Annotated in this window: 25 protein-coding genes; 11 read left to right on the top strand and 14 right to left on the bottom strand. The window is 71.8% G+C overall.

Translation table 11 applies throughout. The features are described from left to right. Nucleotide 1 precedes the first annotated feature (1 nt). The gene (locus ASG23_RS16065; RefSeq protein WP_056028434.1) at nucleotides 2-2,113 is read left to right on the top strand and encodes a 3-hydroxyacyl-CoA dehydrogenase NAD-binding domain-containing protein; all 2,112 of its coding nucleotides are present in this window, start codon (nucleotides 2-4) and stop codon (nucleotides 2,111-2,113) included. On the opposite strand, the gene pflA is transcribed toward ASG23_RS16065, so the two are convergent. The 3 genes from pflA to dxs all read right to left on the bottom strand — a co-directional run bounded on the left by pflA (nucleotide 2,110) and on the right by dxs (nucleotide 7,228). Beyond that, nucleotides 2,110-2,979, bottom strand: coding sequence for a pyruvate formate-lyase-activating protein (gene pflA, locus ASG23_RS16060; protein WP_056027113.1), 870 nt, complete (start codon nucleotides 2,977-2,979; stop codon nucleotides 2,110-2,112). The two genes, ASG23_RS16065 and pflA, sit on opposite strands and share 4 nt — an antisense overlap. 7 nt (nucleotides 2,980-2,986) lie before the next feature. Further along, a complete protein-coding gene (gene pflB / locus ASG23_RS16055; RefSeq protein ID WP_056027110.1) occupies nucleotides 2,987-5,260 on the bottom strand; it encodes a formate C-acetyltransferase in 2,274 nt (757 codons plus the stop codon). A gap of 84 nt (nucleotides 5,261-5,344) precedes the next feature. After that, nucleotides 5,345-7,228, bottom strand: coding sequence for a 1-deoxy-D-xylulose-5-phosphate synthase (dxs, locus tag ASG23_RS16050; RefSeq protein WP_056027107.1), 1,884 nt, complete (start codon nucleotides 7,226-7,228; stop codon nucleotides 5,345-5,347). Between the two features lie 177 nt (nucleotides 7,229-7,405). On the opposite strand from dxs, the gene ASG23_RS16045 reads away from it, so the two are divergent. From ASG23_RS16045 to ASG23_RS16020, 6 genes are read left to right on the top strand one after another with little or no spacing between them, the layout of a single operon-like run. After that, nucleotides 7,406-8,860 carry a GuaB1 family IMP dehydrogenase-related protein gene (locus ASG23_RS16045; protein WP_056027103.1) on the top strand — a complete coding sequence of 485 codons (1,455 nt, stop codon included), beginning with the start codon at nucleotides 7,406-7,408 and terminating at the stop codon, nucleotides 8,858-8,860. A gap of 5 nt (nucleotides 8,861-8,865) precedes the next feature. After that, a complete protein-coding gene (locus ASG23_RS16040) occupies nucleotides 8,866-9,558 on the top strand; it encodes a type 1 glutamine amidotransferase (protein WP_056028431.1) in 693 nt (230 codons plus the stop codon). Further along, nucleotides 9,555-10,241 (top strand): NUDIX hydrolase, encoded by a 687-nt coding sequence (locus ASG23_RS16035; RefSeq protein ID WP_056027099.1) that lies wholly within the window; start codon nucleotides 9,555-9,557, stop codon nucleotides 10,239-10,241. The genes ASG23_RS16040 and ASG23_RS16035 overlap by 4 nt, the downstream gene beginning before the upstream one ends. A gap of 4 nt (nucleotides 10,242-10,245) precedes the next feature. Further along, the gene (locus tag ASG23_RS16030; RefSeq protein WP_327019478.1) at nucleotides 10,246-11,112 is read left to right on the top strand and encodes an aminoglycoside phosphotransferase family protein; all 867 of its coding nucleotides are present in this window, start codon (nucleotides 10,246-10,248) and stop codon (nucleotides 11,110-11,112) included. A gap of 20 nt (nucleotides 11,113-11,132) precedes the next feature. After that, nucleotides 11,133-11,585 (top strand): DUF1801 domain-containing protein, encoded by a 453-nt coding sequence (locus tag ASG23_RS16025; RefSeq protein WP_056027093.1) that lies wholly within the window; start codon nucleotides 11,133-11,135, stop codon nucleotides 11,583-11,585. 29 nt (nucleotides 11,586-11,614) lie between these two features. Beyond that, nucleotides 11,615-12,517 carry an arginase family protein gene (locus ASG23_RS16020; RefSeq protein ID WP_056027090.1) on the top strand — a complete coding sequence of 301 codons (903 nt, stop codon included), beginning with the start codon at nucleotides 11,615-11,617 and terminating at the stop codon, nucleotides 12,515-12,517. Between the two features lie 80 nt (nucleotides 12,518-12,597). Here the strand turns inward: ASG23_RS16020 and acnA are convergent, their stop codons facing one another. The 4 genes from acnA to ASG23_RS16000 all read right to left on the bottom strand — a co-directional run bounded on the left by acnA (nucleotide 12,598) and on the right by ASG23_RS16000 (nucleotide 19,146). Continuing rightward, nucleotides 12,598-15,366, bottom strand: a complete 2,769-nt coding sequence (acnA, locus tag ASG23_RS16015) for an aconitate hydratase AcnA (RefSeq protein WP_056027087.1) — start codon at nucleotides 15,364-15,366, stop codon at nucleotides 12,598-12,600. Nucleotides 15,367-15,588: 222 nt separating this feature from the next. Continuing rightward, nucleotides 15,589-15,759 (bottom strand): hypothetical protein, encoded by a 171-nt coding sequence (locus ASG23_RS16010; RefSeq protein WP_056027084.1) that lies wholly within the window; start codon nucleotides 15,757-15,759, stop codon nucleotides 15,589-15,591. Between the two features lie 119 nt (nucleotides 15,760-15,878). Continuing rightward, a complete protein-coding gene (locus ASG23_RS16005) occupies nucleotides 15,879-17,153 on the bottom strand; it encodes a class I SAM-dependent RNA methyltransferase (RefSeq protein WP_056027081.1) in 1,275 nt (424 codons plus the stop codon). After that, entirely contained in the window at nucleotides 17,143-19,146 is a 2,004-nt protein-coding gene (locus tag ASG23_RS16000; protein ID WP_056028429.1) for an APC family permease, read from the bottom strand. The genes ASG23_RS16005 and ASG23_RS16000 overlap by 11 nt, the downstream gene beginning before the upstream one ends. A 101-nt stretch (nucleotides 19,147-19,247) precedes the next feature. On the opposite strand from ASG23_RS16000, the gene ASG23_RS15995 reads away from it, so the two are divergent. Together ASG23_RS15995 and ASG23_RS15990 are read left to right on the top strand one after the other, a co-directional pair. Beyond that, nucleotides 19,248-19,898 carry a potassium channel family protein gene (locus ASG23_RS15995; protein WP_056028426.1) on the top strand — a complete coding sequence of 217 codons (651 nt, stop codon included), beginning with the start codon at nucleotides 19,248-19,250 and terminating at the stop codon, nucleotides 19,896-19,898. After that, on the top strand, nucleotides 19,895-20,569 hold the full coding sequence (locus ASG23_RS15990) for a potassium channel family protein (RefSeq protein WP_056027080.1): 675 nt from the start codon (nucleotides 19,895-19,897) through the stop codon (nucleotides 20,567-20,569). Before ASG23_RS15995 ends, ASG23_RS15990 begins: the two co-directional genes overlap by 4 nt. Here the strand turns inward: ASG23_RS15990 and ASG23_RS15985 are convergent. From ASG23_RS15985 to dut, 4 genes are all read right to left on the bottom strand, one after another. Further along, nucleotides 20,502-21,182, bottom strand: a complete 681-nt coding sequence (locus tag ASG23_RS15985) for a DUF3159 domain-containing protein (protein WP_235521262.1) — start codon at nucleotides 21,180-21,182, stop codon at nucleotides 20,502-20,504. The genes ASG23_RS15990 and ASG23_RS15985 overlap by 68 nt on opposite strands. A 52-nt stretch (nucleotides 21,183-21,234) precedes the next feature. Then, complete coding sequence (locus ASG23_RS15980; protein ID WP_056027074.1) at nucleotides 21,235-21,603, bottom strand: OB-fold nucleic acid binding domain-containing protein; 369 nt, start codon at nucleotides 21,601-21,603, stop codon at nucleotides 21,235-21,237. Next, entirely contained in the window at nucleotides 21,600-22,379 is a 780-nt protein-coding gene (locus ASG23_RS15975; protein ID WP_056027071.1) for a DUF3710 domain-containing protein, read from the bottom strand. The genes ASG23_RS15980 and ASG23_RS15975 overlap by 4 nt, the downstream gene beginning before the upstream one ends. A 64-nt stretch (nucleotides 22,380-22,443) precedes the next feature. Further along, entirely contained in the window at nucleotides 22,444-22,914 is a 471-nt protein-coding gene (gene dut / locus ASG23_RS15970; protein ID WP_056027068.1) for a dUTP diphosphatase, read from the bottom strand. Nucleotides 22,915-22,952: 38 nt separating this feature from the next. On the opposite strand from dut, the gene ASG23_RS15965 reads away from it, so the two are divergent. Continuing rightward, nucleotides 22,953-23,432 (top strand): DUF3093 domain-containing protein, encoded by a 480-nt coding sequence (locus ASG23_RS15965; protein ID WP_056027065.1) that lies wholly within the window; start codon nucleotides 22,953-22,955, stop codon nucleotides 23,430-23,432. A gap of 69 nt (nucleotides 23,433-23,501) precedes the next feature. Here the strand turns inward: ASG23_RS15965 and ASG23_RS15960 are convergent, their stop codons facing one another. The 3 genes from ASG23_RS15960 to ASG23_RS15950 all read right to left on the bottom strand — a co-directional run bounded on the left by ASG23_RS15960 (nucleotide 23,502) and on the right by ASG23_RS15950 (nucleotide 25,464). Continuing rightward, on the bottom strand, nucleotides 23,502-23,801 hold the full coding sequence (locus ASG23_RS15960; RefSeq protein WP_055913906.1) for a DUF4193 domain-containing protein: 300 nt from the start codon (nucleotides 23,799-23,801) through the stop codon (nucleotides 23,502-23,504). A 161-nt stretch (nucleotides 23,802-23,962) separates the two neighbouring features. After that, on the bottom strand, nucleotides 23,963-24,808 hold the full coding sequence (locus ASG23_RS15955) for an inositol monophosphatase family protein (protein ID WP_056027062.1): 846 nt from the start codon (nucleotides 24,806-24,808) through the stop codon (nucleotides 23,963-23,965). Nucleotides 24,809-24,831: 23 nt separating this feature from the next. Then, nucleotides 24,832-25,464 (bottom strand): trimeric intracellular cation channel family protein, encoded by a 633-nt coding sequence (locus tag ASG23_RS15950; protein ID WP_235521160.1) that lies wholly within the window; start codon nucleotides 25,462-25,464, stop codon nucleotides 24,832-24,834. A 148-nt stretch (nucleotides 25,465-25,612) separates the two neighbouring features. Between ASG23_RS15950 and sepH the strand changes: the two genes are divergently transcribed. Continuing rightward, nucleotides 25,613-26,641 (top strand): septation protein SepH, encoded by a 1,029-nt coding sequence (sepH, locus tag ASG23_RS15945; protein WP_056028423.1) that lies wholly within the window; start codon nucleotides 25,613-25,615, stop codon nucleotides 26,639-26,641. Nucleotides 26,642-26,649 lie beyond the last annotated feature (8 nt).

Raw genomic sequence — 26,649 nt, 5'->3', positions numbered from 1 at the left:
CATGAGCACCGAGACTCCTCGCGCCGAGCGCGTGAGCCACGCCATCGGCCGCGACGTCGCCCTTCCCGGCGGCGCCGGCACGCTGGTGCTCGTCACCATCGACAACGGCCTCGACCACACCAAGCCGACGACGCTCGGCCCGCTGGGCATCGCCGAGCTGACCGCCACGCTGACTGCCGTGCAGGCGCGCGTCGCGGCCGGCGAGGTCGCCGCCGTCGCGGTCACGGGCAAGCCGTACTACCTGGCCGCCGGCGCGGACCTCACGCAGATCGGCACCATCCCCGGCCGCGAGGGCGCTCTCGGGCTCGGTCGCAACGGCCACCGTGCGTACGAGCTCCTGCACTCCATGGGCGTCCCGACGTTCGCGTTCGTCAACGGTGTCGCGCTCGGCGGCGGCCTCGAGCTGGCGCTGAACTGTGACTACCGCACCGTCGCCTCCGACGTCCGGGCGCTCGCGCTCCCGGAGACCGGCCTGGGTCTGGTCCCCGGCTGGGGCGGCGCCTACATCGTGCCGCGCCTCGTCGGCGTCGAGAAGGCGCTCGACGTCATCCTCACGCGGCCCGCGGCCAACAAGCCGTTCGCCGCGGTCGAGGCCACGAAGATCGGTCTCATGGACGTCGTCCTCGACCCCGCCGACTTCCTCGAGGAGTCCATCCGCTGGGCTGCCCGCGTGGTGACCGGCGAGGTCGTCGTCCCCCGCCGGGAGCTGGACGGCGCCGAGGTCTGGGACGGCGTCGTCGCCGCGGCCCGTCAGCGCCTGGACACGGTGATCCACCGTTCCCGGCCCGCGCCGTACCGTGCGCTCGACCTGGTCGCCGCAGCGCGCACCGCCTCCCGCGAGGAGGCCTTCGCGGCCGAGGACGAGGCGCTCGCCGACCTGATCATGAGCGACGAGATGCGCGCGTCGGTGTACGCGTTCGGGCTCGTGTCCGGCGGCAAGAAGCCGGTCGGCGCCCCCGACCGCTCTCTCGCGCAGCCCGTCACGCGCGTCGGCATCGTCGGCGCCGGGCTCATGGCGGCGCAGATCGCGATGCTGTTCGCGCAGCGGCTCGGCGTCCCGGTCGTCATGCGGGACCTGGACCAGGAGCGCGTCGACAAGGGCCTCGCCGCGGTGCGGTCCTCCGTCGACCGCCTGACGTCGACGGGCCGGATGAGCGAGTCGGCCGCGAGCCGCCTGCTCGGGTCGATCCACGGCACCACGGACCTCGCCGAGTTCGCGTCGTGCGACCTCGTCATCGAGGCCGTCACCGAGATCCTCGACCTGAAGAAGAAGGTGTTCGCCGAGCTGGAGACCGTCATCTCCCCGACGACGATCCTCGCGACCAACACCTCCGCGCTGTCCGTGACCGCGATGGCCGCCGACCTGCAGCACCCCGAGCGCGTCGTGGGGCTGCACTTCTTCAACCCCGTGGCCGCGATGCCGCTGGTGGAGGTCGTGCAGGCCTCGACGACGTCGCTCGAGGCTCTGGCCACCGGGTTCGCCGTGGCGGCGAAACTGCGCAAGACGGCCGTCCTCGTGGCGGACCGTCCGGGCTTCGTCGTCAACCGGCTGCTCGTCCTGCTCCTCGGCGTGATCGTCGACGCCGTCGAGAAGGGCACGCCGGTCGAGGTCGCGGACCGCGCCCTGCGTCCGCTCGGCCTGCCGATGCCGCCGTTCGAGCTGTTCGACCTGGTCGGCCCGGCCGTCGGCCTGCACGTGCTGACGTCGCTGCGCGAGGAGCTGGGCGATCGGTTCCCCCGCTCCCCCGGCCTGGAGAAGCTCGTCGCGGACGGCACCACCGTGGTGCTCCCCGCGAAGGCCAAGGGGCTGCCCAAGCCGGTCGACCCCGCCATCCAGGCGGTGTTCGACGGCACAGGCTCCGGAGACGCTCCGCTGGACGAGGCGGGCGTGCTCGACAGCGTGCTCACGGCGCTCACGGTCGAGGTCGGGCACATGCTCGAGGAGGGTGTCGTCGCCACCCCGCAGCAGATCGACCTGTGCATGATCCTGGGCGCCGGCTGGGGCTTCCACCTCGGTGGGCTCACGCCGTACCTGGACCGCACGGGTTACTCCGAGCGGGTGCTCGGGCGGCGGATCCTCGCCGACGGCGTCGCCAACGTGCCGAACGCCTAGTAGACCGAGAGTCCCCGGTCCCGGAACGTCGCGCGCACGCGCTCGACGAGCTCCGGGGTCGGGGGCTCGGTGTCCCCCAGCTCGTACCGCATCCCCAGCTCGTCCCACTTGTCGCGCCCCATCTGGTGGAACGGCAGGACCTCGACGCGCTCGACGACGTTCCCGAGCGCCACGACGTGCTCCGCGACCGCCTCGACGTTCTCGGGCGCGTCCGTCAGCCCGGGGACGAGGACGAACCGCACCCACGTGCGGGTGCCGCTCTCGCGCAGCCGGCGCCCGAAGCCCAGCGTCGGCTGCAGGGCCCGGCCCGTGACGCGACGGTAGGTGTCGGGCAGCCCGGACTTGATGTCCAGGAGCACGAGGTCGATGTCCGCGAGCATCGCGTCGCTGCACTGGCTGCCCAGGAAGCCGGACGTGTCCACCGTGGTGTGCACGCCCATCGCCTTCGCGCCGCGCAGCAGCCGCGCGACGAACGCCGGCTGCATCAAGGGCTCACCGCCGGAGATCGTCAGACCGCCACCGGTCGCCGTGAACACCGTCCGGTACCGGGCGACCCGCGCCAGGATCTCGTCGGCCGTCACGTCCGTCCCGCGCCGCATCTGCATGGTGTCGGGGTTGTGGCAGTACAGGCACTGCAACGGGCAGCCGGCGAGGAACACCGTCAGGCGCGTGCCGGGCCCGTCGACCGCGGTGACGAGCTCCCACGAGTGCACCGAGCCGAGGTCGCCCGCACGCACGGCCGCCATCTTCGCCGCGTGGTCGAGCTCGACAGAGGAGAGACCGGCCGTGCCGGCCTTCGCCCGGGGCAGACCCAGGTGCACGGTCGGCCACGGAGCCACGCCGTGCACCTGGGTGGTCTGTGTCATCGTCGGCTCACACCGAGCCGTGGAACGTCCGGGACAGCACGTCGAGCTGCTGCTCGCGCGTGAGCCGCACGAAGTTCACGGCGTAGCCCGACACCCGGATGGTCAGCTGCGGGTAGTCCTCGGGGTGCTCCATGGCGTCCTCCAGCGTCTCGCGGTTGAGCACGTTGATGTTCAGGTGGTAGCCCGACGACATCATGTACGCGTCGAGCAGCCCGACCAGGTTGGTCACCTGCTCGTCGCGCGTCCGGCCCAAGCCGGTCGGGATGACCGACGACGTCAGCGAGATCCCGTCCATCGCCTCGGCGTACGGGAGCTTTGCCACCGAGAGCGCGGAGGCGAGCATCCCGTGCGAGTCCCGGCCGTTCATCGGGTTGGCCCCCGGAGCGAATGGCTGGCCGGCCACGCGACCGTCGGGCGTGGAGCCCGTCGACTTCCCGTAGACGACGTTCGAGGTGATGGTGAGCACGGACTGCGTGTGGATCGAGTCGCGGTACGTGGGGGTGCGGCGGATCTTCGCCATGAACGTCTCGACCAGCCAGACCGCGATCTCGTCGGCCCGGTCGTCGTCGTTGCCGTAGGTGGGGAAGTCCCCGTCCACCGTGTACTCGGTGACCAGTCCGTCGGCGTTGCGCACCGGGTGGACGCCCGCGTGCTTGATGGCCGACAGCGAGTCGGCGACGACGGACAGCCCGGCGATCCCGCACGCCATCGTCCGCAGCACCGCCTTGTCGTGCAGAGCCATCTCGAGGCGCTCGTAGGCGTACTTGTCGTGCATGAAGTGCACGCAGTTGAGCGCGTCGACGTACGTCTGCGCGAGCCAGTCGAGCATCACGTCGAACTTCGCGACGACGTCGTCGTAGTCGAGGACGTCGCCGACGACGGCCGGCGCGGCGGGCGCCACCTGCTTGCCCGTCAGCTCGTCACGGCCCCCGTTGATCGCGTACAGCAGGGCCTTGGCCAGGTTGACGCGCGCTCCGAAGAACTGCATCTGCTTGCCCACGCGCATGGGCGACACGCAGCAGGCGATCGCCGCGTCGTCCCCCCAGGACTCACGGATGAGATCGTCCGACTCGTACTGCAGCGCGGACGTGTCGATGGAGACCTGCGTGCAGAAGCGCTTGAACCCGTCAGGCAGCCGGTCCGTCCAGAACACGGTCAGGTTCGGCTCGGGGGCCGGACCCAGGTTGTAGAGGGTCTGCAGGTACCGGAACGAGGTCTTGGTGACCAGCGTCCGACCGTCCTCCCCCATCCCGCCGATGGACTCCGTCACCCAGGTGGGGTCGCCGGAGAACAGCTCGTCGTACTCGGGGGTGCGCAGGAACCGCACGATGCGGAGCTTGATGACCAGGTCGTCGATCAGCTCCTGCGCGTCCTGCTCGGTGATCCGGCCCGCGGCGAGGTCACGCTGCAGGTACACGTCGAGGAACGTCGAGGTGCGGCCCAGCGACATCGCCGCACCGTTCTGCTCCTTCACGGCGCCGAGGTACGCGAAGTACAGCCACTGGACGGCTTCCTTCGCGGTCGTCGCGGGACCGGAGATGTCGTAGCCGTACGACGCGGCCATGGTCTTGAGCTCGCCCAGGGCGCGGATCTGCTCCGCGTTCTCCTCGCGGTCCCGGATCACGGACTCCGACGAGCGCTCCTGGTCCAGCCCGGCACGGTCCTTGCGCTTGGCCGCGATCAGCGCGTCGACGCCGTACAGGGCGACGCGACGGTAGTCGCCGATGATCCGGCCGCGCCCGTAGGCGTCCGGCAGGCCCGTGATGAGGTGCGCCGAGCGCGCCGCGCGCACCGCCGGCGGGTAGACGTCGAAGACGCCGTCGTTGTGGGTCTTGCGGTACTTGGTGAAGATCTCGCCGACGACCGGGTCCGGCTCGAACCCGTAGGTCTCGAGCGCCTTCTCGACCATCCGGTAGCCGCCGTTGGGCATGATCGCGCGCTTGAGGGGCGCGTCGGTCTGCAGGCCGACGATCAGCTCGTTGTGCCGGTCGATGTAGCCGGGCTCGTGCGACGTGATCGTCGACGGGGTGTGCGGGTCGACGTCGTGGATGCCGCGCGCCCGCTCGGCTGGGAACATCGCGGTCAGCCGCGCCCACATCGCGGTCGTGCGCGGCGTGGGACCGGCCAGGAACGAGGCGTCACCGGTGAAGGGCGTGTAGTTGCGCTGGATGAAGTCGCGCACGTCGATCTGGTCCGTCCACGGCCCCTCGGCGAAGCCGCTCCACGCCGGCTGACGGGCGGGCTGGGTGGGGGTGTTCACGGACAGGGTGCTGGTGGACATTCTGCTGCTCCTCCGACGGTGGTCGATGTACTCGACGCTACGGAGGGAACTCGTCCCATGTCTTGGGTCCAAAGACCCTAGGACTCAGGAAGGGCGCCCCAGTTCGGCCAGCGTATCGCGCGCGATGTCCGCCGGCCGGAGCCGGAGCTCGGTCACCAGCTGCTCGCGGGTGGCGTGGTCGAGGAACGCGCGCGGGATGCCGAGGGCCTGCACGGGTGTCGCGATGCCCGCCTCGCGTGCACGCTGCGCCACGAGCGACCCCAGTCCGCCGTCGACGACGCCGTCCTCGATGGTGACCACGTGGTCGTGGTCCCCCACCAGCTTGGTGAGCGCCGCGGGGACGGGCATCACCCACCGCGGGTCGACGACGGTGACGCGCAGGCCGTGCGCAGCGAGGACCTCGGCGGTCTCGAGCCCGGTCTGCGCCATGGCGCCGAACCCGACGACGAGCACGTGCTGCGCGTCGGCCGCGCCGTCGTGCCGGGCGAGGACGTCGACGCCGTCGAGGTGGTCGATGGCGGGGACCGGGTCGACCAGCGCGCCCTTCGGGTAGCGGATCACCGTGGGAGCGTCGTCCACGTCGACCGCGGTGCGCAGCGCGTCGCGCAGCGTCTCCTCGTCGCGCGGAGCCGCCAGCCGCAGCCCGGGGACGACACCGAGCATCGCCATGTCCCACATGCCGTTGTGGCTCGCGCCGTCGGAGCCCGTGAGCCCGGCGCGGTCGAGCACGAACGTGACGCCGGCCTTGTGCAGCGCGACGTCCATGAGGACCTGGTCGAACGCGCGGTTGAGGAACGTCGCGTAGACCGCGACGACCGGGTGCAGCCCACCGAAGGCCATCCCGGCGGCGGACGTCGCCGCGTGCTGCTCGGCGATCCCGACGTCGAACACACGCGTCGGGAACTCCGCGGCGAACGGCGCGAGGCCGACCGGCTGGAGCATCGCCGCGGTGATGGCCACGACGTCGGGGCGCCGACGGCCGATGCGCACGAGCTCGTCGGCGAACACGCTCGTCCACTCGAACCGCGACGGCGCGACCGGCAGCCCCGTCTCGGGGTGGATCTGACCGACCGCGTGGAAACGGTCCGCGACGTCCTGCTCGGCCGGGACGTACCCGCGGCCCTTCTCGGTGATGACGTGCACGATGACAGGACCGCCGAACGCCTTCGCGTTGCTCAGCGCCCGCTCGACAGCACGCACGTCGTGCCCGTCCACCGGGCCGACGTACTTGATGCCCAGGTCCTCGAACATCCCCTGCGGCACCAGGACGTCCTTGATGCCCTTCTTCATCCCGTGCAGCGCGTCGTACGTCGCGCGACCGGGTGCGCCGGACCGGCGCAGCGTCCGCTTGCCCCAGGACAGGACGTTCTCGTACCCCCGCGTCGTGCGCAGGGTGTCGAGGTGGTGGGCGAGGCCGCCGATGGTCGGCGCGTAGGAGCGGCCGTTGTCGTTGACGACGATCACGAGCCTGCGGTCCTGCCCGGCCGCGATGTTGTTGAGCGCCTCCCAGGCCATCCCGCCCGTCAGGGCGCCGTCGCCGATCACTGCGACGACGTGCCGGTCGCCGCGGCCCTGCAGCTCGTTGGCCTTGGCGATGCCGTCGGCCCAGCTGAGCGCGGTGGAGGCGTGCGAGTTCTCGACGACGTCGTGCTCGGACTCCGCCCGGCTGGGGTACCCGGACAGCCCGCCCTGGCTGCGCAGCTGCGAGAAGTCGCGGCGGCCGGTCAGCAGCTTGTGCACGTACGCCTGGTGGCCCGTGTCGAACACCATGGTGTCGAGCGGCGACTCGAACACCCGGTGCATCGCGATGGTCAGCTCGACGACGCCGAGGTTGGGTCCGAGGTGACCGCCGGTGCGCGAGACCTGCTCGACCAGGAACGTCCGGATCTCGGCTGCGAGGTCGTCGGCCTGGCGCGAGGTGAGCCGGCGCACGTCGTCCGGGGAGTTGATGCGCATCAGCTGACCCATGGTGGTGCCTCCTCCTCCGGTGCGCGGCGACGATGCCGCACGTGCGGACGCCGAAAGCTTGCCCACACTGTAGGCCGAGCCGAACAAGCCCACGCGCTGACGCAGGTCAGCGCCGTGTGGAGGCCCCGTGAAGACGACCCGGCGAGCGACTACCATGGACAGGAAAGGGGGAAACCCATGCGCTTCCTGCCCGGCCACGCGGCCACCTCTGACCTCACGTACGGCGACGTCTTCCTCGTCCCGTCTCGTTCCGAGGTCACCTCCCGCTTCGACGTCGACCTCACCGCGGTCGACGGCACCGGCACCACCATCCCCGTCGTCGTCGCGAACATGACGGCCGTCGCCGGCCGCCGCATGGCCGAGACGGTGGCCCGCCGCGGCGGCATCACCGTCCTGCCGCAGGACGTGCCGACGGACGTGGTCGCCGACGTCGTCTCGTCGGTCAAGGCGCGGCACACCGTCGTCGAGTCCGCGGTCGTCGTCAGCCCGCACGACACGGTGCACACGGCGCTGACTCTGATCGGCAAGCGGGCGCACGGCGCCGCGGTCGTGGTCGACGGCGGGAAGCCGGTCGGCGTCGTCACCGAGGTGGACTGCCAGGGCGTCGACCGCTTCACGCAGGTCGAGGCGGTCATGAGCGCCCACCCGACCACCGTGGACCTCGCGATCATCGAGCAGGGCGGGTTGCGCGGCCTCGAGGCGGCGTTCGAGAAGCTGCACGGCTCACGCCGCAAGTTCTCCCCCGTGGTCCGCGACGGTGAGCTGGTCGGCGTGCTCACGCAGGTGGGTGCGCTGCGCTCGTCCATCTACCAGCCTGCCCTCGACGCACAGGGACGCCTACGCGTGGCCGCGGCCGTCGGCATCAACGGCGACGTCAAGCAGAAGGCCCTCGAGCTGCTGGAGGCCGGCGTCGACGTGCTCGTCGTCGACACCGCGCACGGGCACCAGCGCAAGATGCTCGACGCGCTCGGCGCCGTCCGCTCGCTCGACCCGCAGGTGCCCGTCGTCGCAGGCAACGTCGTCACCGCCGAGGGCACCAGGGACCTGATCGCTGCGGGCGCGGACATCGTCAAGGTCGGCGTCGGACCCGGCGCCATGTGCACCACGCGCATGATGACCGCCGTCGGTCGTCCGCAGTTCTCCGCGGTGCTGGAGTGCGCCGCCGAGGCGCGCCGGCTGGGCAAGCACGTGTGGGCCGACGGTGGCGTCCGCCACCCGCGCGACGTCGCGCTGGCGCTCGCGGCCGGTGCGTCGCAGGTCATGGTCGGGTCCTGGTTCGCCGGCACCCACGAGTCGCCGGGCGACCTGCACGAGGACGGCAACGGGCGCCTCTACAAGGAGAGCTTCGGCATGGCGTCGGCTCGCGCGGTCGCGGCCCGCACCCGTGGGGGCTCAGCGTTCGACCGGGCTCGCAAGGCGCTCTACGAGGAGGGCATCTCGTCCTCCCGGATGTTCCTGGACCCCCGGCGGCCCGGCGTCGAGGACCTCATCGACCACATCACGGCGGGCGTGCGCTCGGCGGCGACCTACGTCGGCGCGACGTCGCTCGACGAGCTGCACGAGCGCGCCGTGGTCGGCATCCAGTCCGCGGCGGGTTACGAGGAGGGGCGCCCGCTGCCCGACGGGTGGTGACCGGCATGCGTCCCGTCCTGGTGGTGATGCACGCGCCCCACGAAGGACCCGGGCTCATCTCACGCGGCATGGACGCCCCCATCCGGGTGCGCACCGTCCTCGACCTGGAGGACGCCCGCCTCCCGGGTCTCGACGAGGTGTCCGGGGTGGTCGTCATGGGCGGCCCGATGGACGCCGACGACGTGCCCGGTCACCCGGGTCTCGCGGCGGAGCGCGCCCTGCTGGCGGCGGCGGTCGACGCCGACGTGCCGGTGCTGGGCGTCTGTCTCGGCATGCAGATCCTCGCCCTGGCTCTCGGCTCGCGGCTGCACCTGCGCGCCGAGACCGAGATCGGCTTCGCCCCGGTCGACATCGTCGCGGAGGACCTGATGCTGGGTGCGCTCGGCGAGCGGCCGACGGTGCTCCACTGGCACTCCGACACCGTCGACCTGCCGACCGGCGCCACGCTCCTGGCCTCGACGGCCGCCGCGCCCGTGCAGGCGTTCCGGGCCGGCAGCGCGCTCGGGGTGCAGTTCCACCCCGAGCTCGACGCAGGGATGCTCGACCTGTGGCTCTCGACGCCGGACATGGTCGGGGAACTCTCCCCCGAGGAGGTCGAGGAGATCCGCGCGGCCGGCGCGGAGCACCTGCCCGGGCTGGTTCCCGCCGCGACAAAGATGTTCGCCGCCTTCGGGGAGCTCGTACGGGCACGCGGATGACGGGTCCGACCGAGGCGGCACGTGGGGCGCGCGCGGAGCTCATCGACCTGTGCGCGCGCGGCCTCGACTGGCGCGTGGATCCCGCCCGGGTGCTGGAAGACCCCTCCACCGCACGGCCGGCCGCGGTGCTGGTCCTGTTCGGTGCGCTCGACGCGACCCCCTCGCGCACGCCGGACCCCGTGGTCGCCCGCGATCTCGACGTGCTGCTCCAGCGGCGCTCCCGGACCCTGGGCCACCATGCCGGACAGATCGCCTTCCCCGGCGGTCGGCTCGAGCCGTCCGACGCCGGTCCACGGGAGGCCGCGGTCCGCGAGGCCGTCGAAGAGGTCGGGCTCGACGCGTCGGGCGTCGAGGTGCTCGGCACCCTGCCTCCGATGCCCGTGCCGGTGAGCAACCACCTGGTCACGCCCGTCCCCGCGTGGTGGACGCGCCCGTCCCAGGTCGCTGCGGTCGACCACGCTGAGACCGTGGACGTGTTCCGCGTCCCGGTGGCGGACCTCTTGGAGCCGGCGAACCGGGCGAGTGTCGAGCACCTGCGGTGGGGCCGGACCGTCCGCACGCCCGCGTTCACCGTCGACGGCGTGCTCGTGTGGGGGTTCACCGGCATCGTGCTGGCCCGGATGTTCGACGCACTCGGCTGGTCCGTGCCGTACGACGTGCACCGCATCGTGCAGGCCCGCTGACGTGGTGCATCCCGTCCCGGAGATCGAGGTCACCCAGGACCTCGCCCGCTCGCTCCTGCGCGAGCAGCACCCGGACCTGGCCGACCTGCCGCTAACCTGGGCCGGCACGGGCTGGGACAACGCCCTCTGGCGCCTCGGCGAGCACCTGGCCGCGCGGTTCCCGGTGCGGGCGGTCAGCTCGCCACTGGTGGTCCACGAGCAGCGCTGGCTGCCCACCCTCGCACCCTGGCTGCCGGTCGACGTGCCGACCCCTGTCCGGGTCGGCGTGCCGTCGTCCACCTACCCCTGGGCCTGGAGCGTCGTCCCGTGGTTCGAGGCCGTCGCCTCGCACCACACCCCGGTGGCGAGCCGCTCACAGTGGGCGCCGCAGCTCGCGGAGGTGTTCGTGGCGCTGCACCGCCCGGCACCGGACGATGCCCCGGTGAACCCGTTCCGCGGCGTGCCGATCGCCCCCCGCGAGCAGCCGCTGCGCGAGCGGCTGGAGACGCTCGCGCTGCCCGACGGCGACCGCGTCCTCGAGCACTGGCGTGAGCTGGCCGGCGCCCCCGCGTGGGACGGTCCGGCCCTGTGGCTGCACGGCGACCCCCATCCCGCGAACCTCCTGGTCCACGACGGACAGCTGCGCGCGGTCATCGACTTCGGCGACGTGACCTCCGGCGACCCGGCCTCCGACCTGTCGACCGCGTGGTTGACGTTCGACGCCGACGGTCGCGGGGCGTTTCGGGAGCGGCTGGCGCACGATGCGGCGACGTGGCGTCGCGCGCAGGCCTGGGCGCTGCACATGGCTGTCACGCTCCAGATGCACCCGGTCGACCACCCGCATCTCGCGGAGATCGGACGCCACGGCGTCGTGCAGGCGCTCGCCGACTGACTCGGCGGGATACTGGCGCGATGGCGCCCGAGCCCAACAAGACCCGCCCCACCGACGCCGACGTCGACGCGTTCGTCGCGGCCGTGGAGCACCCGGTCCGCCGTCGTGACGCGCAGCGCCTGATCGAGCTGATGACCCGGGTGACCGGCGAGCAACCGCAGATGTGGGGAACGACTCTCGTCGGTTTCGGCACCTACCACTACAAGTACCCGTCGGGCCGCGAGGGCGACGCAGGCGCTGCCGGATTCTCGCCGCGCAAGGCGGCGACGACGATCTACTTCCCGGACGGCGTCGAGACCTACGCCGACCTGCTCGCCGGACTCGGCCCGCACACCGTCGGCAAGAGCTGTCTGTACGTCAAGGACCTGGACACCGTCGACCTCGGCGTCCTCGAGGAGATGGTCCGCCGCTCGTACACCGCGGTGACCGCGGGGACGTTCGGCACCCGGCTGTCCGGCCCGTACGCCGGGTGAGTGTCGGCGCTCGCACCTAGCCTGACCGGATGTCGTCCCGACCTCTCGGCATCCTCGGCGTGCCGTCCAGTGCCGCGGCCCACGCCCCGGGCCTCGAACGCTCCCCTGCCGCGCTCCGCGCCGCCGGGCTGGTTCGCGCGCTCGCGCGCACCGGTCGTCGGGTCGTGGACCACGGCGACACGTTGCCCGCCCGGTGGCGGCACGATCCGCCCGAACGGTCCAACCCGCACGACGTCGCGCGCGTCGCGGCCGTCCTGCAGGACGCACGAGCCGGCGTGCGGTCGGTCCTGTCGGCGGGCCACGTGCCCGTGGTGCTCGGTGGCGAGTGCACCGTGGCGCTGGCGGTGCTGGCCGCGGCCGCAGACCTCGGGGCCGACCTGGGCCTGGTCTACGTCGACGGCGGGCAGGACCTCCACCTCCCCGCGGACCACCCCGAGGAGCCGATCGCGGACTCGATGGGCGTGGCGCACCTGCTCGACCTGCCGGGTGCCCACGACGCCCTCGCGGGCCTCGGGCCGAGGCGCCCGCTCCTGGCGGGCGACCGCCTGTGCTTCGTGGGCTACGCCGACGACGAGGAAGACGTCCACGGCCAGGTCCCGTCCGCACGCATCCCCGCGGCAGCGGTGCTGGACGACCCTGCCGCAGCCGCTCGACGGTCCGTCGCCGCCGTGGACGCGGCTGCCGACGGCTTTCTCGTGCACCTCGACGTCGACGTGCTGGACATGTTCACGCTGCCCCTCGCGGACATCCCGCAGTACGGGCGAGGCCTGACCCCGGCGGTCCTGCGCGAGCTGCTCGCAGGTCTCGCGTCGGATCCCCGCTGGTCAGGGATCGTCGTCACCGAGGCCAACCCCGACCGCGACGACGAGCACGGGACATGGATGCGCGCCCTCGTCGAGCTGCTCGGAGCCGCCCTCTCAACCGCCCGGTGACACCGGGGAACGATCCGTCCCGTCGACGCCGCGAGCCCGGCCCTCTCGGAGGGGGCCGGGCTCGCGGGTGCGTGGGTGCGTCAGGCCTTGACGAGCGAGCGCAGCACGTACTGCAGGATCCCACCGTTGCGGTAGTAGTCCGCCTCGCCGGGGGTGTCGATGCGCAGCACCGCGTCGAAGGCGACGACCGTGCCGTCGGTCTTCGTGGCCGTCACGGCCAGCGTGCGCGGCGTCGTGCCCTCGTTGAGCGCCGTGACACCGGTGATGTCGAACGTCTCCGTGCCGTCCAGGCCGAGCGAGTCGGCCGACTCGCCGTCCGGGAACTGCAGCGGCAGCACGCCCATCCCGATGAGGTTGGAGCGGTGGATCCGCTCGAAGCTCTCGGTGATGACCGCCTTGACGCCCAGCAGGCTGGTGCCCTTGGCGGCCCAGTCGCGCGACGACCCGGAGCCGTACTCCTTGCCGCCGAGCACGACGAGCGGGATGCCCGCCTCCTGGTAGGCCTGCGCCGCGTCGTAGATCGAGGACTGCTCCCCCGTGAGCAGGTTCAGCGTGAACCCGCCCTCGACGCCAGGAACCAGCTGGTTGCGCAGCCGGATGTTGGCGAACGTGCCGCGGATCATGACCTCGTGGTTGCCACGGCGCGAGCCGTAGGAGTTGAAGTCGCGACGACCGACGCCGTGCTCGGCCAGGTACAGGCCCGCGGGGCTGTCGGCCTTGATCGAGCCGGCCGGGCTGATGTGGTCGGTGGTCACCGAGTCACCCAGCTTGGCCAGGACGCGTGCACCGTGGAAGTCGACCACCGGGGACGGCTCCGCCTGCATCCCGTCGAAGTACGGGGGCTTGCGCACGTAGGTCGACTCGGGATCCCACTCGAACGTGTCGCCCTCGGGCGTCGGCAGCGCGCGCCACCGCTCGTCCCCGGTGAACACGTCGGCGTAGTCCTTGGTGAACATCGCACGGTCGATCGACGCGTCGATCGTCGACTGCACCTCGTCGGGCGTCGGCCAGATGTCCTTCAGGAAGATGGGCTGACCGGCCTCGTCGCGGCCCAGCGGGTCGGACTCGAAGTCGAAGTCCATGGTCCCGGCCAGCGCGTACGCGATGACCAGGGGCGGGGACGCGAGGTAGTTCATCTTGATGTCGGGGTTGATGCGCCCCTCGAAGTTGCGGTTGCCGGACAGCACGGCGGCCACGGCGAGGTCGTGCTCCTGCACGGTCTCCGAGACCTTCTCGTCGAGCGGTCCGGAGTTACCGATGCAGGTGGCGCAGCCGTAGCCGACCAGGTGGAAGCCCAGCTTCTCGAGGTACGGCCACAGGCCGGCTTTCTCGTAGTAGTTGGTGACGACCTGCGAGCCGGGCGCCATCGACGTCTTGACCCACGGCTTGGCGCTCAGGCCCTTCTCGACGGCCTTCTTGGCGACGAGCGCGGCGGCGATCATCACCGACGGGTTCGACGTGTTGGTGCAGCTCGTGATGGACGCGATGGCGACCGCCCCGTGGAACAGGTCGAACGACCGGCCCTGCGTGTCGGTGGTCGGGTAGACGCGGGTCGCCGACGACGTGATCGCGGGCGAGTCGGACGCGGGGAACGACTCGCGCTCGGCCTCGTCGACGCCGTTGGTGGCCTCGGGCGCGTAGGTCGGCAGGTCGCGCTGGAACTGCTCCTTGGCCCGCGACAGCTCGATGCGGTCCTGCGGGCGCTTCGGACCGGCGATCGACGGCACGACGGTAGACAGGTCGAGCTCGAGGTACTCGGAGAACACCGGCTGGACGTAGCCGTCCGACGTCGGGTCCAGCCACATGCCCTGTTCCTTGGCGTACGCCTCGACGAGCGCGAGCTGCTCCTCGGAACGCCCGGTCAGGCGCAGGTACTCGATCGTCACCGAGTCGATCGGGAAGATCGCGGCGGTCGAGCCGAACTCGGGGCTCATGTTGCCGATGGTCGCGCGGTTGGCCAGCGGCACCGCTGCGACGCCCTCGCCGTAGAACTCGACGAACTTGCCGACGACGCCGTGCTGACGGAGCTTCTGCGTGATGGTGAGCACGATGTCGGTGGCCGTGACGCCCAGCGGGATGGTGCCCGTGAGCTTGAAGCCGACGACGCGCGGGATGAGCATCGACACGGGCTGGCCCAGCATGGCCGCCTCGGCCTCGATGCCGCCGACGCCCCAGCCCAGCACGCCCAGGCCGTTGACCATGGTGGTGTGCGAATCGGTGCCGACGCAGGTGTCGGGGTAGGCGCGCAGGACACGGCCTTCGGTCGTCTCCACCGATCGCGTCATGACCCCACGAGCCAGGTACTCGATGTTCACCTGGTGCACGATGCCGGTGCCCGGCGGGACGACCTTGAAGTCGTCGAACGCCGTCTGGCCCCAGCGCAGGAACTGGTAGCGCTCGAAGTTGCGCTCGTACTCCAGCGCCACGTTGCGCTCGAACGCGTCGGCACGGCCGGCGACGTCGATCTGCACGGAGTGGTCGATGACGAGCTCGGCAGGGGCGAGCGGGTTGATCCGGCTCGCGTCACCGCCGAGGTCGACGACGGCCTCACGCATGGTGGCCAGGTCGACGACGCAGGGCACGCCGGTGAAGTCCTGCATGATCACGCGGGCGGGCGTGAACTGGATCTCGGTGTCGGGCTGGGCGTCCGGGTCCCACTCGGCGAGGGCGCGCACGTGGTCGGCCGTGATGTTGGCACCGTCCTCGGTGCGCAGAAGGTTCTCCGCGAGCACCTTGAGGCTGAACGGCAGGCGCTCCACCCCCGGGACGGCCGAGAGACGGAACACCTCGTACGAGGCGTCACCGACCTCGAGTGTTCCCTTCGAACCGAAGCTGTCGACGCTGCTCACGGGGGCTCCTTCGCTGGCGAGTCTGCCGGTGGTGCTGCCGGGGATGGGTAGTCACCCGGACCGCTGGGCGGTGCGACCTCTCGGCCTGGTGGCCGGGTCGCGATTTATCTCGACATCAAGATACATGCTGGCGGGCCCCCGCGCACGTACGTCCACGTCCGCGTGGCGCGTAGGCGCGGGGGCCACGCGGGCCCGGCGTCCGTCGCTGCTCGGATGCGTTCCTCAGTGCCGCGCGGCCTGCTCCGCGTCGACGGCGTCCTGTGCCTTGCGCTCGGCCTCGATCGCACGCTGGTGGGATCGCGGGTCGTACTCGGGTGTGCCCTGCTTGTGCAGCTCCTGGGTCACCAGCCGCTTGGCCTCCGCCAGCCGGCTGACCGCGTCCTTCTCGCTCACAGTGGCGCTCCTCCCTGCCGGGCCGGGGCCGGTCCGGCGATGCGTTCCACGCTAGTCCGGGGCTCGGCCGGACGCACCCGCGTCAGCGCGCTCCGCGTCAGCATCTGAGACCGCCCGCCTCAGCGCGTCAGGACGGCGACCGCTTCGAGATGGTGGGTCATGGGGAACAGGTCGTAGGCCGCCAGGTCCGCCAGCGCGTAGCCGGCGTCGGCGAACAGCGCGATGTCGCGGGCCAGCGCGGCCGGGTCGCACGCCACGTACACCACACGCTCGGGGCGGAGCTCGGTGATCCCGGCGACGACCTTGCGTCCGGCGCCGGTGCGCGGCGGGTCGAGCACGACCACGTCCGCGTGCACCACGTCCGAGTCGGCGTCGACCCGCCCGGTGAGCACCTGGGCGACGTCCCCGGTGTGCAGCTCGACGTTGCGGCGCTGGTGCAGGTTGCGGCGAGCGTCCTTCACGGCCCGTGCGTCACCCTCGATGGAGACCACCTCACCGGTCTCCCCCACCGCGTCGGAGAGCGGTGCGGTGAACAGCCCGGCACCGGAGTAGAGGTCCAGGACCGCTGCGCCGTCGACGTCGCCGAGCCCGGCCAGCACCGCGGCTACCAGCAGGTCAGGCGCCTCGCGGTGGACCTGCCAGAACCCGGCGCCCGCGACGCGGAACTCGTACCCCACCTCGCCGTGCTGGACGTGCTCCTTGACGGCCGTGCGGGCGTTGGGCCGGCCGTCCAAGCGCCCGCGGCCGATGTCGAACGGCGCGCCGTCGACGAGCACGAGCGGGGTGTCACCGCTGGACGGTGCGATCGCCTCGACCCGTGCGCCCCCGGACCACCGGCGACCGAACAGGTCGAGCGCAGCGATCGCCTCGTTGGCCAGGGGCATCGAGTCCAGCAGGTGGATGTCGTGCGAGCGGAAGCCGTGCATGCCGGCCCGCCCCTCGGCGTCGGTGACCAGGTCGATGCGCGTGCGCCACCCGAGGCCGCCGCGCTCGTCGTCACCGGGTGCCGCCTGCACCGGAACCTCGAGGTCGAGCTTGGCCAGACGGCGCAGCTGCTCCGCGAGGACCGCGGCCTTCCACACCCGCTGGGCCGGCAAGGACACGTGCGCGAGCTCACCGCCGCCGACACCACCCGGGCCGGCTGCCGGCCACGCGGACTCCACGCGGTCGGGGGACGCCTCCAGCACCTCGACGGCGTCGGCGCGCCAGAACTTCGCGGTCTCCCCCGCGTCGGTCAGCCGTGCCCGGACGCGCTCGCCCGGAAGGGTGTGCCGGACGAAGATGACGCGGCCCTCGTGGCGTGCCACGCAGTGGCCACCGTGGGCGACCGGGCCGATCTCGAGCTCCACCTCGACAAAGTCGTGCGAGCGGTCGTCTGCAGGGTCAGTAGCCACGCGGAACGGTACCCCGGACCGGCTCCTCGAGCCCCGTCTGCCCCTCGGAGGACGCCAGCTGCCACGGTACGGATGCCACCACGACTCCCGGCGTGAACAGCAGCCGGCCTTTGAGCCGCAGCGCGCTCTGGTTGTGCAGCAGGTGCTCCCACCAGTGCCCGACGACGTACTCGGGGATGTAGACCACGACGAGGTCGCGCGGGCTGTCCCGACGGATCGAGCGCACGTACGTGAGCACCGGGCGCGTGATCTCCCGGAACGGGGAGTCGAGCACGCGCAGCGGCACGGGGATGTTCAGCGCCTCCCACTGCTCGCGCAGGACGTCGACGTCCTCCGGGTCGACGCCGACGGTCAGGGCCTCCAACAGCTGCGGGCGGGAGGCGCGGGCGTACGCGAGCGCGCGCATCGTCGGCCGGTGCAGGTGCGACACCAGCACGATCGCGTGCACGCGGCTGGGCAGCGCCCGGGCAGCCTCCGCGTCGGTGCCCAGCGCCAGCTCGGCGCGTACCAGCGCGTAGTGCCGGTGGATGGACTGCATGAGGACGTAGATGACCACCATCGCCAGGATCGCGATCCACGCCCCGTGCGTGAACTTGGTGACGAGCACGATGACGAGCACGGTCGCGGTCATCGCCAGGCCGACCGAGTTGATGATCCGCGACCGCTTCATCCGTGTGCGCGTGGCAGGGTCCGGCTCGGTGCGCAGGTGTCGCGTCCAGTGCCGGACCATGCCCAGCTGGCTCACGGTGAACGACACGAAGACGCCGACGATGTAGAGCTGGATCAGGCGGGTGACCTGCGCGTCGAACGCCCAGATGAGCGCGATCGCGACGAGCGCCAGGGTGACGATGCCGTTGGAGAACGCCAGCCGGTCGCCGCGAGTGTGCAGCTGGCGTGGCAGGTAGCCGTCACGCGCGAGGATCGAGCCGAGCACCGGGAACCCGTTGAACGCCGTGTTCGCGGCGAGCACGAGGATCAGCCCCGTGACGATCGAGATGAGCACCGCGACGATGGGCACTCCCGAGAACACCGCGGACGACAGCTGGCTGATCACGGGATGCTGGACATAGCTCTCCCCGACGGGGACACCGTTCTCCAGCAGCTGCGTCTGCGGGTCGTCGGCGAACACCACGCCCGTCGCGCGGGAGAGCAGCAGGATCGACATGATCATCACGATCGACAGGCCGCCCAGCAGCGCCAGCGTCGTCGCCGCGTTCTTCGACTTCGGCTTCTTGAAGGCCGGCACGCCGTTGCTGATCGCCTCGACACCCGTCAGGGCGGCGCACCCGGACGCGAACGCCCGCAGGATCAGGAAGAACCCGGCCAGCCCCGTGAGGCCCTGCTCGAACGCCGCGTCGGGTGCGAGCTCGAGACCCGAGCTCTCCGCCATCGTCAGGTTGCCCGTGAGCATCTGGATCGCGCCGATGACGGCGACCGAGCCGATGGCGAGCATGAACAGGTAGACGGGGAGCGCGAAAAGGCTCCCGGACTCCTTCACCCCGCGCAGGTTGGCGACGGTCAGCAGCACGACCAGGCCGATGGCGAACATCGCCTCGTGACCGCGCAGCGCCGGGAAGGCGGACGCGGCGTACTGGGCACCGGACGAGATCGACACCGCGACGGTGAGGACGTAGTCGACCAGCAGCGCGCTGGCCACGGTGACGCCGGCGTTCTTGCCGAGGTTCGTCGTCGCGACCTCGTAGTCGCCACCACCGGACGGGTACGCGTGCACGTTCTGCCGGTATGACGCGACGACGACGAGCATCACCGCGACGACGGCCAGGCCGACCCAGGGCGAGATGACGAGCGCCGCCATCCCGGCGAGCGAGAGCGTCAGCAGGATCTCGTCAGGGGCGTACGCCACCGACGAGAGAGCGTCCGACGCGAACACCGGCAGCGCGATGCGCTTCGGAAGGAGCGTGTGGCCGAGGCGGTCGCTGCGGACGGGACGTCCGAGCAACAGGCGTTTGGCGGCATCCGAGAGGTCCGACACGATCCGCAATGCTAGGCCCGCGCGCGGCTGCCCACACCACACCTCCCGGCGCGCCGGGAGAGGTGGACGGTATAGCGTGCCGCACTGTGCACTTCGTGATCATGGGATGCGGCCGCGTCGGCGCGACGCTGGCAAAGAGCCTCGAGGACAACGGGCACTCCGTGTCCGTCATCGACCAGAACCCCGAGGCGTTCCGGCGGCTCGACTCCGAGTTCGGCGGGAACAAGGTCACCGGGCTCGGGTTCGACCGCGACACGCTGAGGCAGGCGGGGATCGAGGACGCCTTCGCGTTCGCGGCGGTGTCCGACGGTGACAACTCGAACATCCTCGCGGCCCGGGTGGTGCGCGAGACGTTCGGCATCGAGAACGTCGTCGCCCGCATCTACGACCCGCACCGCGCCGAGATCTACCAGCGGCTCGGCATCCCGACGGTCGCGACGGTCCGCTGGACCGCCCACCAGGTCCTGCGACGCCTCCTGCCCATGGGCGCCACCGACGAGTGGCGCGACGCCTCCGGGCAGATCCAGCTCGCGCAGGTCGACGTCCACGAGGGCTGGGTGGGCAAGCCGCTACGGGTTCTGGAAGATGCCACCGGCGCCCGGATCGCGTACGTCACCCGTTACGGCGACGGCCTCCTGCCGACGTCGACCACCGTCCTGCAGGAGAACGACACCGTGCACGTGCTCATGCGGGCGGACACCTCCGCCCTGGTCGAACGCATCCTCACCAGCGCACCGGCGGTGACCGCGTGAGGGTCGTCATCGCCGGAGCCGGCTCCGTCGGCCGCTCCATCGCGCGCGAGCTGTTGGGGCACGGCCACGAGGTGACCCTCATCGACCGTCAGCCGTCGGCCATGCGTGTCTCGCAGGTGGCCGAGGCGGACTGGCTGCTGGCGGACGCCTGCGAGCTGCCCACCCTGCGTCAGGTCAAGACCGACGAGTGCGACGTGGTCGTGGCGGCGACAGGCGACGACAAGGCCAACCTGGTCATCTCGCTCTTGGCCAAGACCGAGTTCGGCGTCCCCCGCACGGTCGCCCGGGTGAACAACCCGAAGAACGAGTGGATGTTCGACGAGGCGTGGGGCGTCGACGTGGCCGTCTCCACGCCCCGGATCATGACGGCGATGGTCGAGGAGGCTGTGACGGTCGGCGACCTGGTGCGCATCTTCACGTTCCACCAGTCCCGCGCCGACATCCTCGAGCTCACGCTCCCGGACGACTCGCCGCTGGCGGGGGTGCGCGTCGGTCAGATCGAGTGGCCCACGGACACGGTGCTGGCGTGCATCGTGCGTGACGCCCGCCCCATCGCCCCCAGCCCCGACGACACGCTCGAGGGTCGGGACGAGCTGCTGTTCGTCACGGCTCGCGAGGCGGACGAGTCTGCGCTGGAAGAGCTGCTGACCCACGGACCAACGACCAGCTGAGCCAGAGCGTCAGCGCAGTCAGCGGCAGACCCATGGCGAGCTTGGCGGTGCCGAGCCACGCCACCTCGTCCGCCAGGTAGAGCGGCACCTGGACCACGAGGCGCAGCGCGAACATCGCGACCCACGGCCAGGTCGCCAGCGCGTACCGGCGTCGGAGCGCAGGGTCGGCCCGCCACGCGACGGCCGCCCCCCACGACCCGGTGCTCGACAGCGGGCCCTCGGGCCGGAACAGGCCCATGACGAGGCCGACCAGCGGCCATCCGACGAGGATCGAGACCAGGGTGCCGACCAGGTACGCCGCGTTGACCCAGAGCCCGTAGGCGAAGTAGTCCGACGCGTCGCCAGACCGCCACGCCCAGACGACACCGATCCCGACCCCGAGCAGCCCAGAGAGCGCCTGGGTGATGGGCGTGCGCTGGGCCAGGCGGACGACGACCGCGACGACGGCCGCAGCCGACGCGGCGATGAGCGCCGGTGCAAGCTGCTGGCCCGCCGCGATATAGACGACCACGAAGAGCAGCCCGGGCGCGACGGACTCGACGACCCCGCGCACGCCGCCCACGGCATCGGCGGCCGAGAACTGCTCGGCGGTCAGCTGGCGCATGCCCCGCATGCCGCCTTCCTCGGGCGGGACGACGTCGTCGATGGCGTCGAGGGGGCTCTCCTCACTCACCGGGACGAGGCCTGAGCTCGTAGCGGGGGTTGAACACCGTCCGCCGGCCGTCGATCAGGCACACGAGGCCCTCGATCTTGAGCCTGCGACCCGGGGTGACTCCCCCGATCTCTCGTCGTCCGAGCCAGACCAGGTCGAGCGCACCGCTCCCGTCGTACAGCTCGGCCTCCAGCGCAGGTACACCCTCGCGCGGCCGCAGGGTGACCGACCGGATGACGCCCGAGACGCTGGCGCGTGAACGGTCCGTCAGCTGGTCGACGGGGGTGCAGCCGACCGAGCGGTGGGCGTCGGCACGCTCCTCGTCCGCCTCGATCTGGGCCTGGGACGCGACCGCCTTCTTCAGGAGCTCCTTGAGGCTCATCGGGTCTCCGTGATCTCCGGACCGCGGGTCAGCGGGTCGAAGTCGGGAGCCGCCGGCGTCTCGCCGGCCTCCGGCGACGTCGCCGCGTCGGAGGGCTTGAGGTTGGGTGTGCCCGGTCCTGGGAGGCGCAACGTGAGCAGGTCTCGGGGCGGACGGGCGTCCGTGCCGCGAACCACCACGATCCCGGCGAAGAGCTGCTCGAGCGCGGTCGCGGCCGCCGGGTCGACCGCCGCACGACCGGTGATCACGCCTCGCACGAACCATCGCGGGCCGTCGGCGCCGATGAACCGGGCCGGACGGTGTCCCGTGCGCCCCTCCGGCGTCCGGATGGGGAGCCTGGCCAGGAGCTCGCGGCCGAACGGGCCCGGCAGGTCGTCGGCGGAGCCACCCTGCTGGGTCACGGACTCGGCGATCTCGGCGCGGATCTCGTCCCAGATGCCGTCCGTGCGGGGTGCGGCGAACGCCTGCACCTGCAGCGAGGAGCCGTCCAGGAGGATCGAGGCAGCGGACACCACGTTGGTCGCCTTGTCGATCTCCATCCGCAGCTCCATGCCCTGCACGCCGGGAAGGAGGATGGCGCCGAGATCCACGCGCGGGAGATCGTCGTCGACCTGCGCGGCGTCCCACGGGCCGCCGGTCCGCTCGACCGGGGCAGGTGACGCCTGCGGGTCGTCGTCGAGCTCGAGACGGTCGTCGACGACCGTCGGCTCGCCGGCCTCGGTCTCCACCGTATCTTGGGGGGCGGGATCCTTCCCACCACGCCGGAACAGCGCCACGTGCTCACTCCTCTTCGACGCGCTCGCGCGCATCAGTTGCCAACAGATCGACAGTAGTCCCGACCTAGGGCGTCGGCGCAGCCTTCCAGCCGCCGCTCGACCCGAAGCCGCCGTCGCCGCGGTGCGACCCGGGCAGGTGCTCGGCCTCCACGAACCGCACCCGCTCGACACGCTGGATCACGAGCTGCGCGATCCGGTCGCCCCGGTGCAGCTCGAGCGCGTGCTCGACGTCCGTGTTCAGCAGCGTCACGGCGATCTCGCCGCGGTAGCCGGCGTCGACGGTCCCGGGGGCGTTGACGATGGTCAGACCGTGCCGCATGGCCAGCCCGGACCGCGGGTGCACGAACGCGGCGTACCCGTCAGGCAGCGCGATGGCGACCCCGGTGGGAACGGTCACGCGGCCCTGCGGCGGGATCACGACGTCGATCCTGGAGACCAGGTCGGCACCGGCGTCACCGGGGTGCGCGTAGGCGGGCGCGGGAAGCTCGGGGTCGAGGCGCAGCAGGAGCACCTCGGTACTGGGGTCGGCCGTCACGGAGCCCGACCCTACCCGCCGGATGGGATGCTGGGTGCATGCCCGAAGCTCCCCGTGGAACCCCTCTGCCCCCACCCCGGGCGACAGCGCCGACGTACACCGAGCGGCTGTGGCTCGGTCCGCTCGGCTGGGTGCTGCTCGTCGTGTTCGCGGCGATGATGGCGGTCGCGTTCGTCCCGCTGAGCCCGCGCATCGCGGCCCTGGTCGGCGGCGGTGTCCTGGTCGCCGGCGCGATCATCCTGGTGGTGCTGGCACCGCGCGTCGAGGTGCGGGACGGCGTCTTCCGCGCCGGCGGCGCACACATCCCGGTCGATCTGCTCGGCCCAGCGGTGACGCTCGACGCGGACGCGACCCGGGCCGAGCTCGGCCCGCGGCTCGATGCGCGCGCCCACGTGTGCCTGCGCGGCTGGATCCACTCGGCCGTCCGGGTCGAGGTCGACGACCCACAGGACCCCACGCCGTACTGGGTGGTGTCCACGCGTCGGCCGGAGGCGCTCGTCGCCGCACTGCACGCCTGAGGGCCGGTCGCCCGGTGCTGCTGGGCGGCCGACCCTCAGGTGAGCCGTGCGTGTTCTCGGTGCCGACCGTCAGGCAGCGCACTCCGAGCAGACGGGACGACCGTCGCGCTCGTAGGCCAGCTGGCTGCGGTGGTGGACCAGGTAACAGCTCGAGCAGGTGAACTCGTCCGCCTGCCGAGGCAGCACGCGGACGGAGAGCTCTTCGCCGGACAGGTCCGCGCCCGGGAGCTCGAACCCTTCGGCCGCTTCGGTCTCGTCCTCGTCCACCACGCCCGAGTTCTTGTCGGAGCGCCGAGCCTGAAGCTCCTGGAGCGAGTCCTCGCTCAGGTCCTCCTCGGTCTTGCGCGGGGCGTCGTAGTCGGTAGCCATGTGCGGCGTCACACTCCGTGGTCTTGATGGAAAGTCATACGCGGGATCAATGCACGCGACGCGCTTTTTGTTCCCGCGCGCGGTGGGATTCTGCACCACTTTCGAGCGCGGAGCGAACCGGACGCGCGACCGATTTCGTCACACGCGTCGTGGGAGCGTTTTCACCCGTCGGAGTCGGCGTCGAGACCTTCGAGGAACGCCCTCAGCTCCTCGACGCGCCCGGGCGGTCCCGCGACAGTCATCGACTCCTGCGCCGCCTGCCCTCGAAGCCCTGTGACCTGCGCGCCTGCCTCCTGGGCGACCAGCGAGCCGGCGGCGAGGTCCCACGGCTGCAGCCCGCGCTCGTAGTACAGGTCGAGCGTTCCGGCGGCGATCGCGCACAGGTCGAGTGACGCACAACCCACGCGGCGAATATCACGTACCCGCGGCAACAGTTCCGCGACGATTCGTCCCTGCGCCTGCCTCCTCGCCGAGACGTATCCGAAGCCGGTGCCGACCAGAGAGTCGATCAACGGTCGCGCGGCGCCCACACGCAGGGCGACCCCGTCGAGCGTCGCTCCCAGCCCACGCCCCGCCGTGAACGACCGGCCGTCCTCGGGAGCGAACACGCACCCGGCGACCGCCGTCCAGGTGGCGGGGTCGGGGGCGACTCCCGGGTCGAGACCGATCACAGCAGCGACGGACACGGCGTAGGCCGGCGACCCGTACAGATAGTTGACCGTCCCGTCGATCGGGTCCACCACCCAGGTGACGCCGGAGGTGCCCGGCCGGAAGGCTTCCTCCTCGCCGAGGATCGCGTCGTCGGGCCGCATCTCCGCGAGCCGGCTCCGCAGCAGCGACTCGGACGCGAGGTCCATCGCCGTCACCACGTCCTGGTCGCTGGACTTCGTGGCCGCCACGGTGACCAGCCGCCGTCGCCCGTCCCGGACGAGCGCACCGGCCTCCCGGGCCAGCGCCTCGGCAACCTCGATGAGCGGACGGACCTGGTCAGGAGAGTCGGGGTTCACCCACGCATCCTCTCAGCGCACGGTCAGCGCACCGACCCCCGCCACGGCCCCGGCGCCTTCAGCTGGTACCGCAGCGCGACCACCCGCAGCACGAACACCGCGATCACCACGATCACACTGGTCGCCGTGGTGAGCGCGCCCTGCCACCACAGGATCGCCGTCACGGTCGACCCGAGCAGCGCGGGGATCGCGTAGAGCTGGCGATGGTGCAGCACCACCGGCACCTCGCCCGACAGCAGGTCGCGCAGCACTCCCCCGCCCACGCCGGTCATGACGCCGACGATGACGGCAGCGGTCAGCGTCGTGCCGTACTCGAGCCCCTTGGTCGTGCCGACGACGCTGAACAGGGCGAGCGCCCCGGCGTCCAGCACCACGATGAAGCGGCGCGCGCGCTCGAGCCGGGGATGCAAGAAGTAGATGAGGGTGGCGCCGGCGACAGCGGTCGCGATGAACCGCCAGTTCGAGATCCCAACGGGAGGCACCGCGCCGATGAGGACGTCACGCAGGATGCCACCGCCCAACCCCGCGGCCCAGGCGAGCACGAGGATGCCGAACACGTCGAACTGCTTGCGCACCGCGGCCAGCGCCCCGGACATCGCCCCGACGAAGACCCCGACCAGCTCGAGGACGGGCTCCAGGGGGATGTCGGTGTCCACGTGGCCGATCATGGCAGCGCGCCTCGGAGAGGTCCCGGACCCTCGTCGTCGCGTCGCGTCGCGGTGACGATCCTGCGCCGCACCGCCCCGGGTGCGCGCCGACGGGGCGGATCGGTGGCAGGCTCGTGCCGAGTTCCCGGGAGGTCGCATGGGTGAGCTGGAGCTGGTGGGTCTGCACGAGGACGGGGAGCATCTCGTCCTGGTGGCCCCGGACGGGGCGCGCTTTCGTGTGCGCATCGACGAACCGCTGCGCGCGGCCGTGCGCCGCGACCGCCCGCAGCTGGAGCAGCTGCGCGCGGAGAGCGCCGGGACGCTGAGCCCGCGGGAGATCCAGGCACGGATCCGTGCGGGTGCCACGACTCAGGAGGTGGCGGAGTCCGCCGGCCTGCCGGTCGAACGCGTCCGCCGGTACGAGGGTCCCGTGCTCGCCGAGCGCGAGCACGTCGCGGAGCTGGCACGTGGCACCCGCGTCGGGCGGGACGTCGGCGCGCCGACGCTGGGCGACCTGGTGACGGACCGTCTCGCCGCTCGCGGCGTCGATCCCGCCTCGCTCGCGTGGGACGCCGCGCGCGACGCGTCGGGACCGTGGATGGTCCTGGCGCGGTTCGCGGTCGCCGACGCCGAGCACGAGGCCCGCTGGACCTTCGACCTGGCCAAGCGCACAGTCGTCGCCGACGAGGACGAGGCTCGCTGGCTCTCGGAGACCGAGCTGCCCGACGAGCCCGTCTCACGCCGTCACCTCGCTGCGGTGCGCGACGTGGTCTTCGACTTCCAGGGCGACGGCGTCCTGCCCAGCCCGCAGGACGTCCCTGCCGACGAGCCTGAACCTGCGCCCGACCCGCAGGAGGAGACCGCGTCCCTGCTGGACGACCTGCGCAGCCGCCGCGGTGTCCGGCAGAACGTGGAGCTCGACGACGACTCCGAGGAGTTCGAGGGCTTCGGGCCGCCGCACGCGTTCGACTTCGGACGGCCCGACGCGTCCGTACCCGGCGCCCATCCCGCCGACGCCGACGACGCGGCAGAGGCCCAGGTCTACCCGGCGCCCGTCGCCGTTCCCGAACCGGTCACCACCCCGGCGGCCGAGCACGAGGACAGCGAGCGTCCGCGGGCGGCGCGCCGGGGCCGAGCCAAGGTGCCCAGCTGGGACGAGATCGTCTTCGGCGCGAAACCTGAATGAGGCTGCGT

It is taken from the genome of Cellulomonas sp. Leaf395 (genome assembly GCF_001424125.1).
Classification (GTDB): Bacteria; Actinomycetota; Actinomycetes; order Actinomycetales; family Cellulomonadaceae; genus Cellulomonas.
The sequence above is the reverse complement of the archived record's forward strand: the minus strand, read 5'-3'. Positions and strand labels throughout refer to the sequence as shown.

Coding starts and splice junctions, on each gene's coding strand:
- ASG23_RS16065 (WP_056028434.1), top strand. CDS start 2: ATGAGCACCGAGACTCCTCGCGCCGAGCGCGTGAGCCACGCCATCGGC.
- pflA (WP_056027113.1), bottom strand. CDS start 2,979: ATGACACAGACCACCCAGGTGCACGGCGTGGCTCCGTGGCCGACCGTG.
- pflB (WP_056027110.1), bottom strand. CDS start 5,260: ATGTCCACCAGCACCCTGTCCGTGAACACCCCCACCCAGCCCGCCCGT.
- dxs (WP_056027107.1), bottom strand. CDS start 7,228: ATGGGTCAGCTGATGCGCATCAACTCCCCGGACGACGTGCGCCGGCTC.
- ASG23_RS16045 (WP_056027103.1), top strand. CDS start 7,406: ATGCGCTTCCTGCCCGGCCACGCGGCCACCTCTGACCTCACGTACGGC.
- ASG23_RS16040 (WP_056028431.1), top strand. CDS start 8,866: ATGCGTCCCGTCCTGGTGGTGATGCACGCGCCCCACGAAGGACCCGGG.
- ASG23_RS16035 (WP_056027099.1), top strand. CDS start 9,555: ATGACGGGTCCGACCGAGGCGGCACGTGGGGCGCGCGCGGAGCTCATC.
- ASG23_RS16025 (WP_056027093.1), top strand. CDS start 11,133: ATGGCGCCCGAGCCCAACAAGACCCGCCCCACCGACGCCGACGTCGAC.
- ASG23_RS16020 (WP_056027090.1), top strand. CDS start 11,615: ATGTCGTCCCGACCTCTCGGCATCCTCGGCGTGCCGTCCAGTGCCGCG.
- ASG23_RS15995 (WP_056028426.1), top strand. CDS start 19,248: ATGGGATGCGGCCGCGTCGGCGCGACGCTGGCAAAGAGCCTCGAGGAC.
- ASG23_RS15985 (WP_235521262.1), bottom strand. CDS start 21,182: ATGCGGGGCATGCGCCAGCTGACCGCCGAGCAGTTCTCGGCCGCCGAT.
- ASG23_RS15980 (WP_056027074.1), bottom strand. CDS start 21,603: ATGAGCCTCAAGGAGCTCCTGAAGAAGGCGGTCGCGTCCCAGGCCCAG.
- ASG23_RS15965 (WP_056027065.1), top strand. CDS start 22,953: ATGCCCGAAGCTCCCCGTGGAACCCCTCTGCCCCCACCCCGGGCGACA.
- ASG23_RS15960 (WP_055913906.1), bottom strand. CDS start 23,801: ATGGCTACCGACTACGACGCCCCGCGCAAGACCGAGGAGGACCTGAGC.
- sepH (WP_056028423.1), top strand. CDS start 25,613: ATGGGTGAGCTGGAGCTGGTGGGTCTGCACGAGGACGGGGAGCATCTC.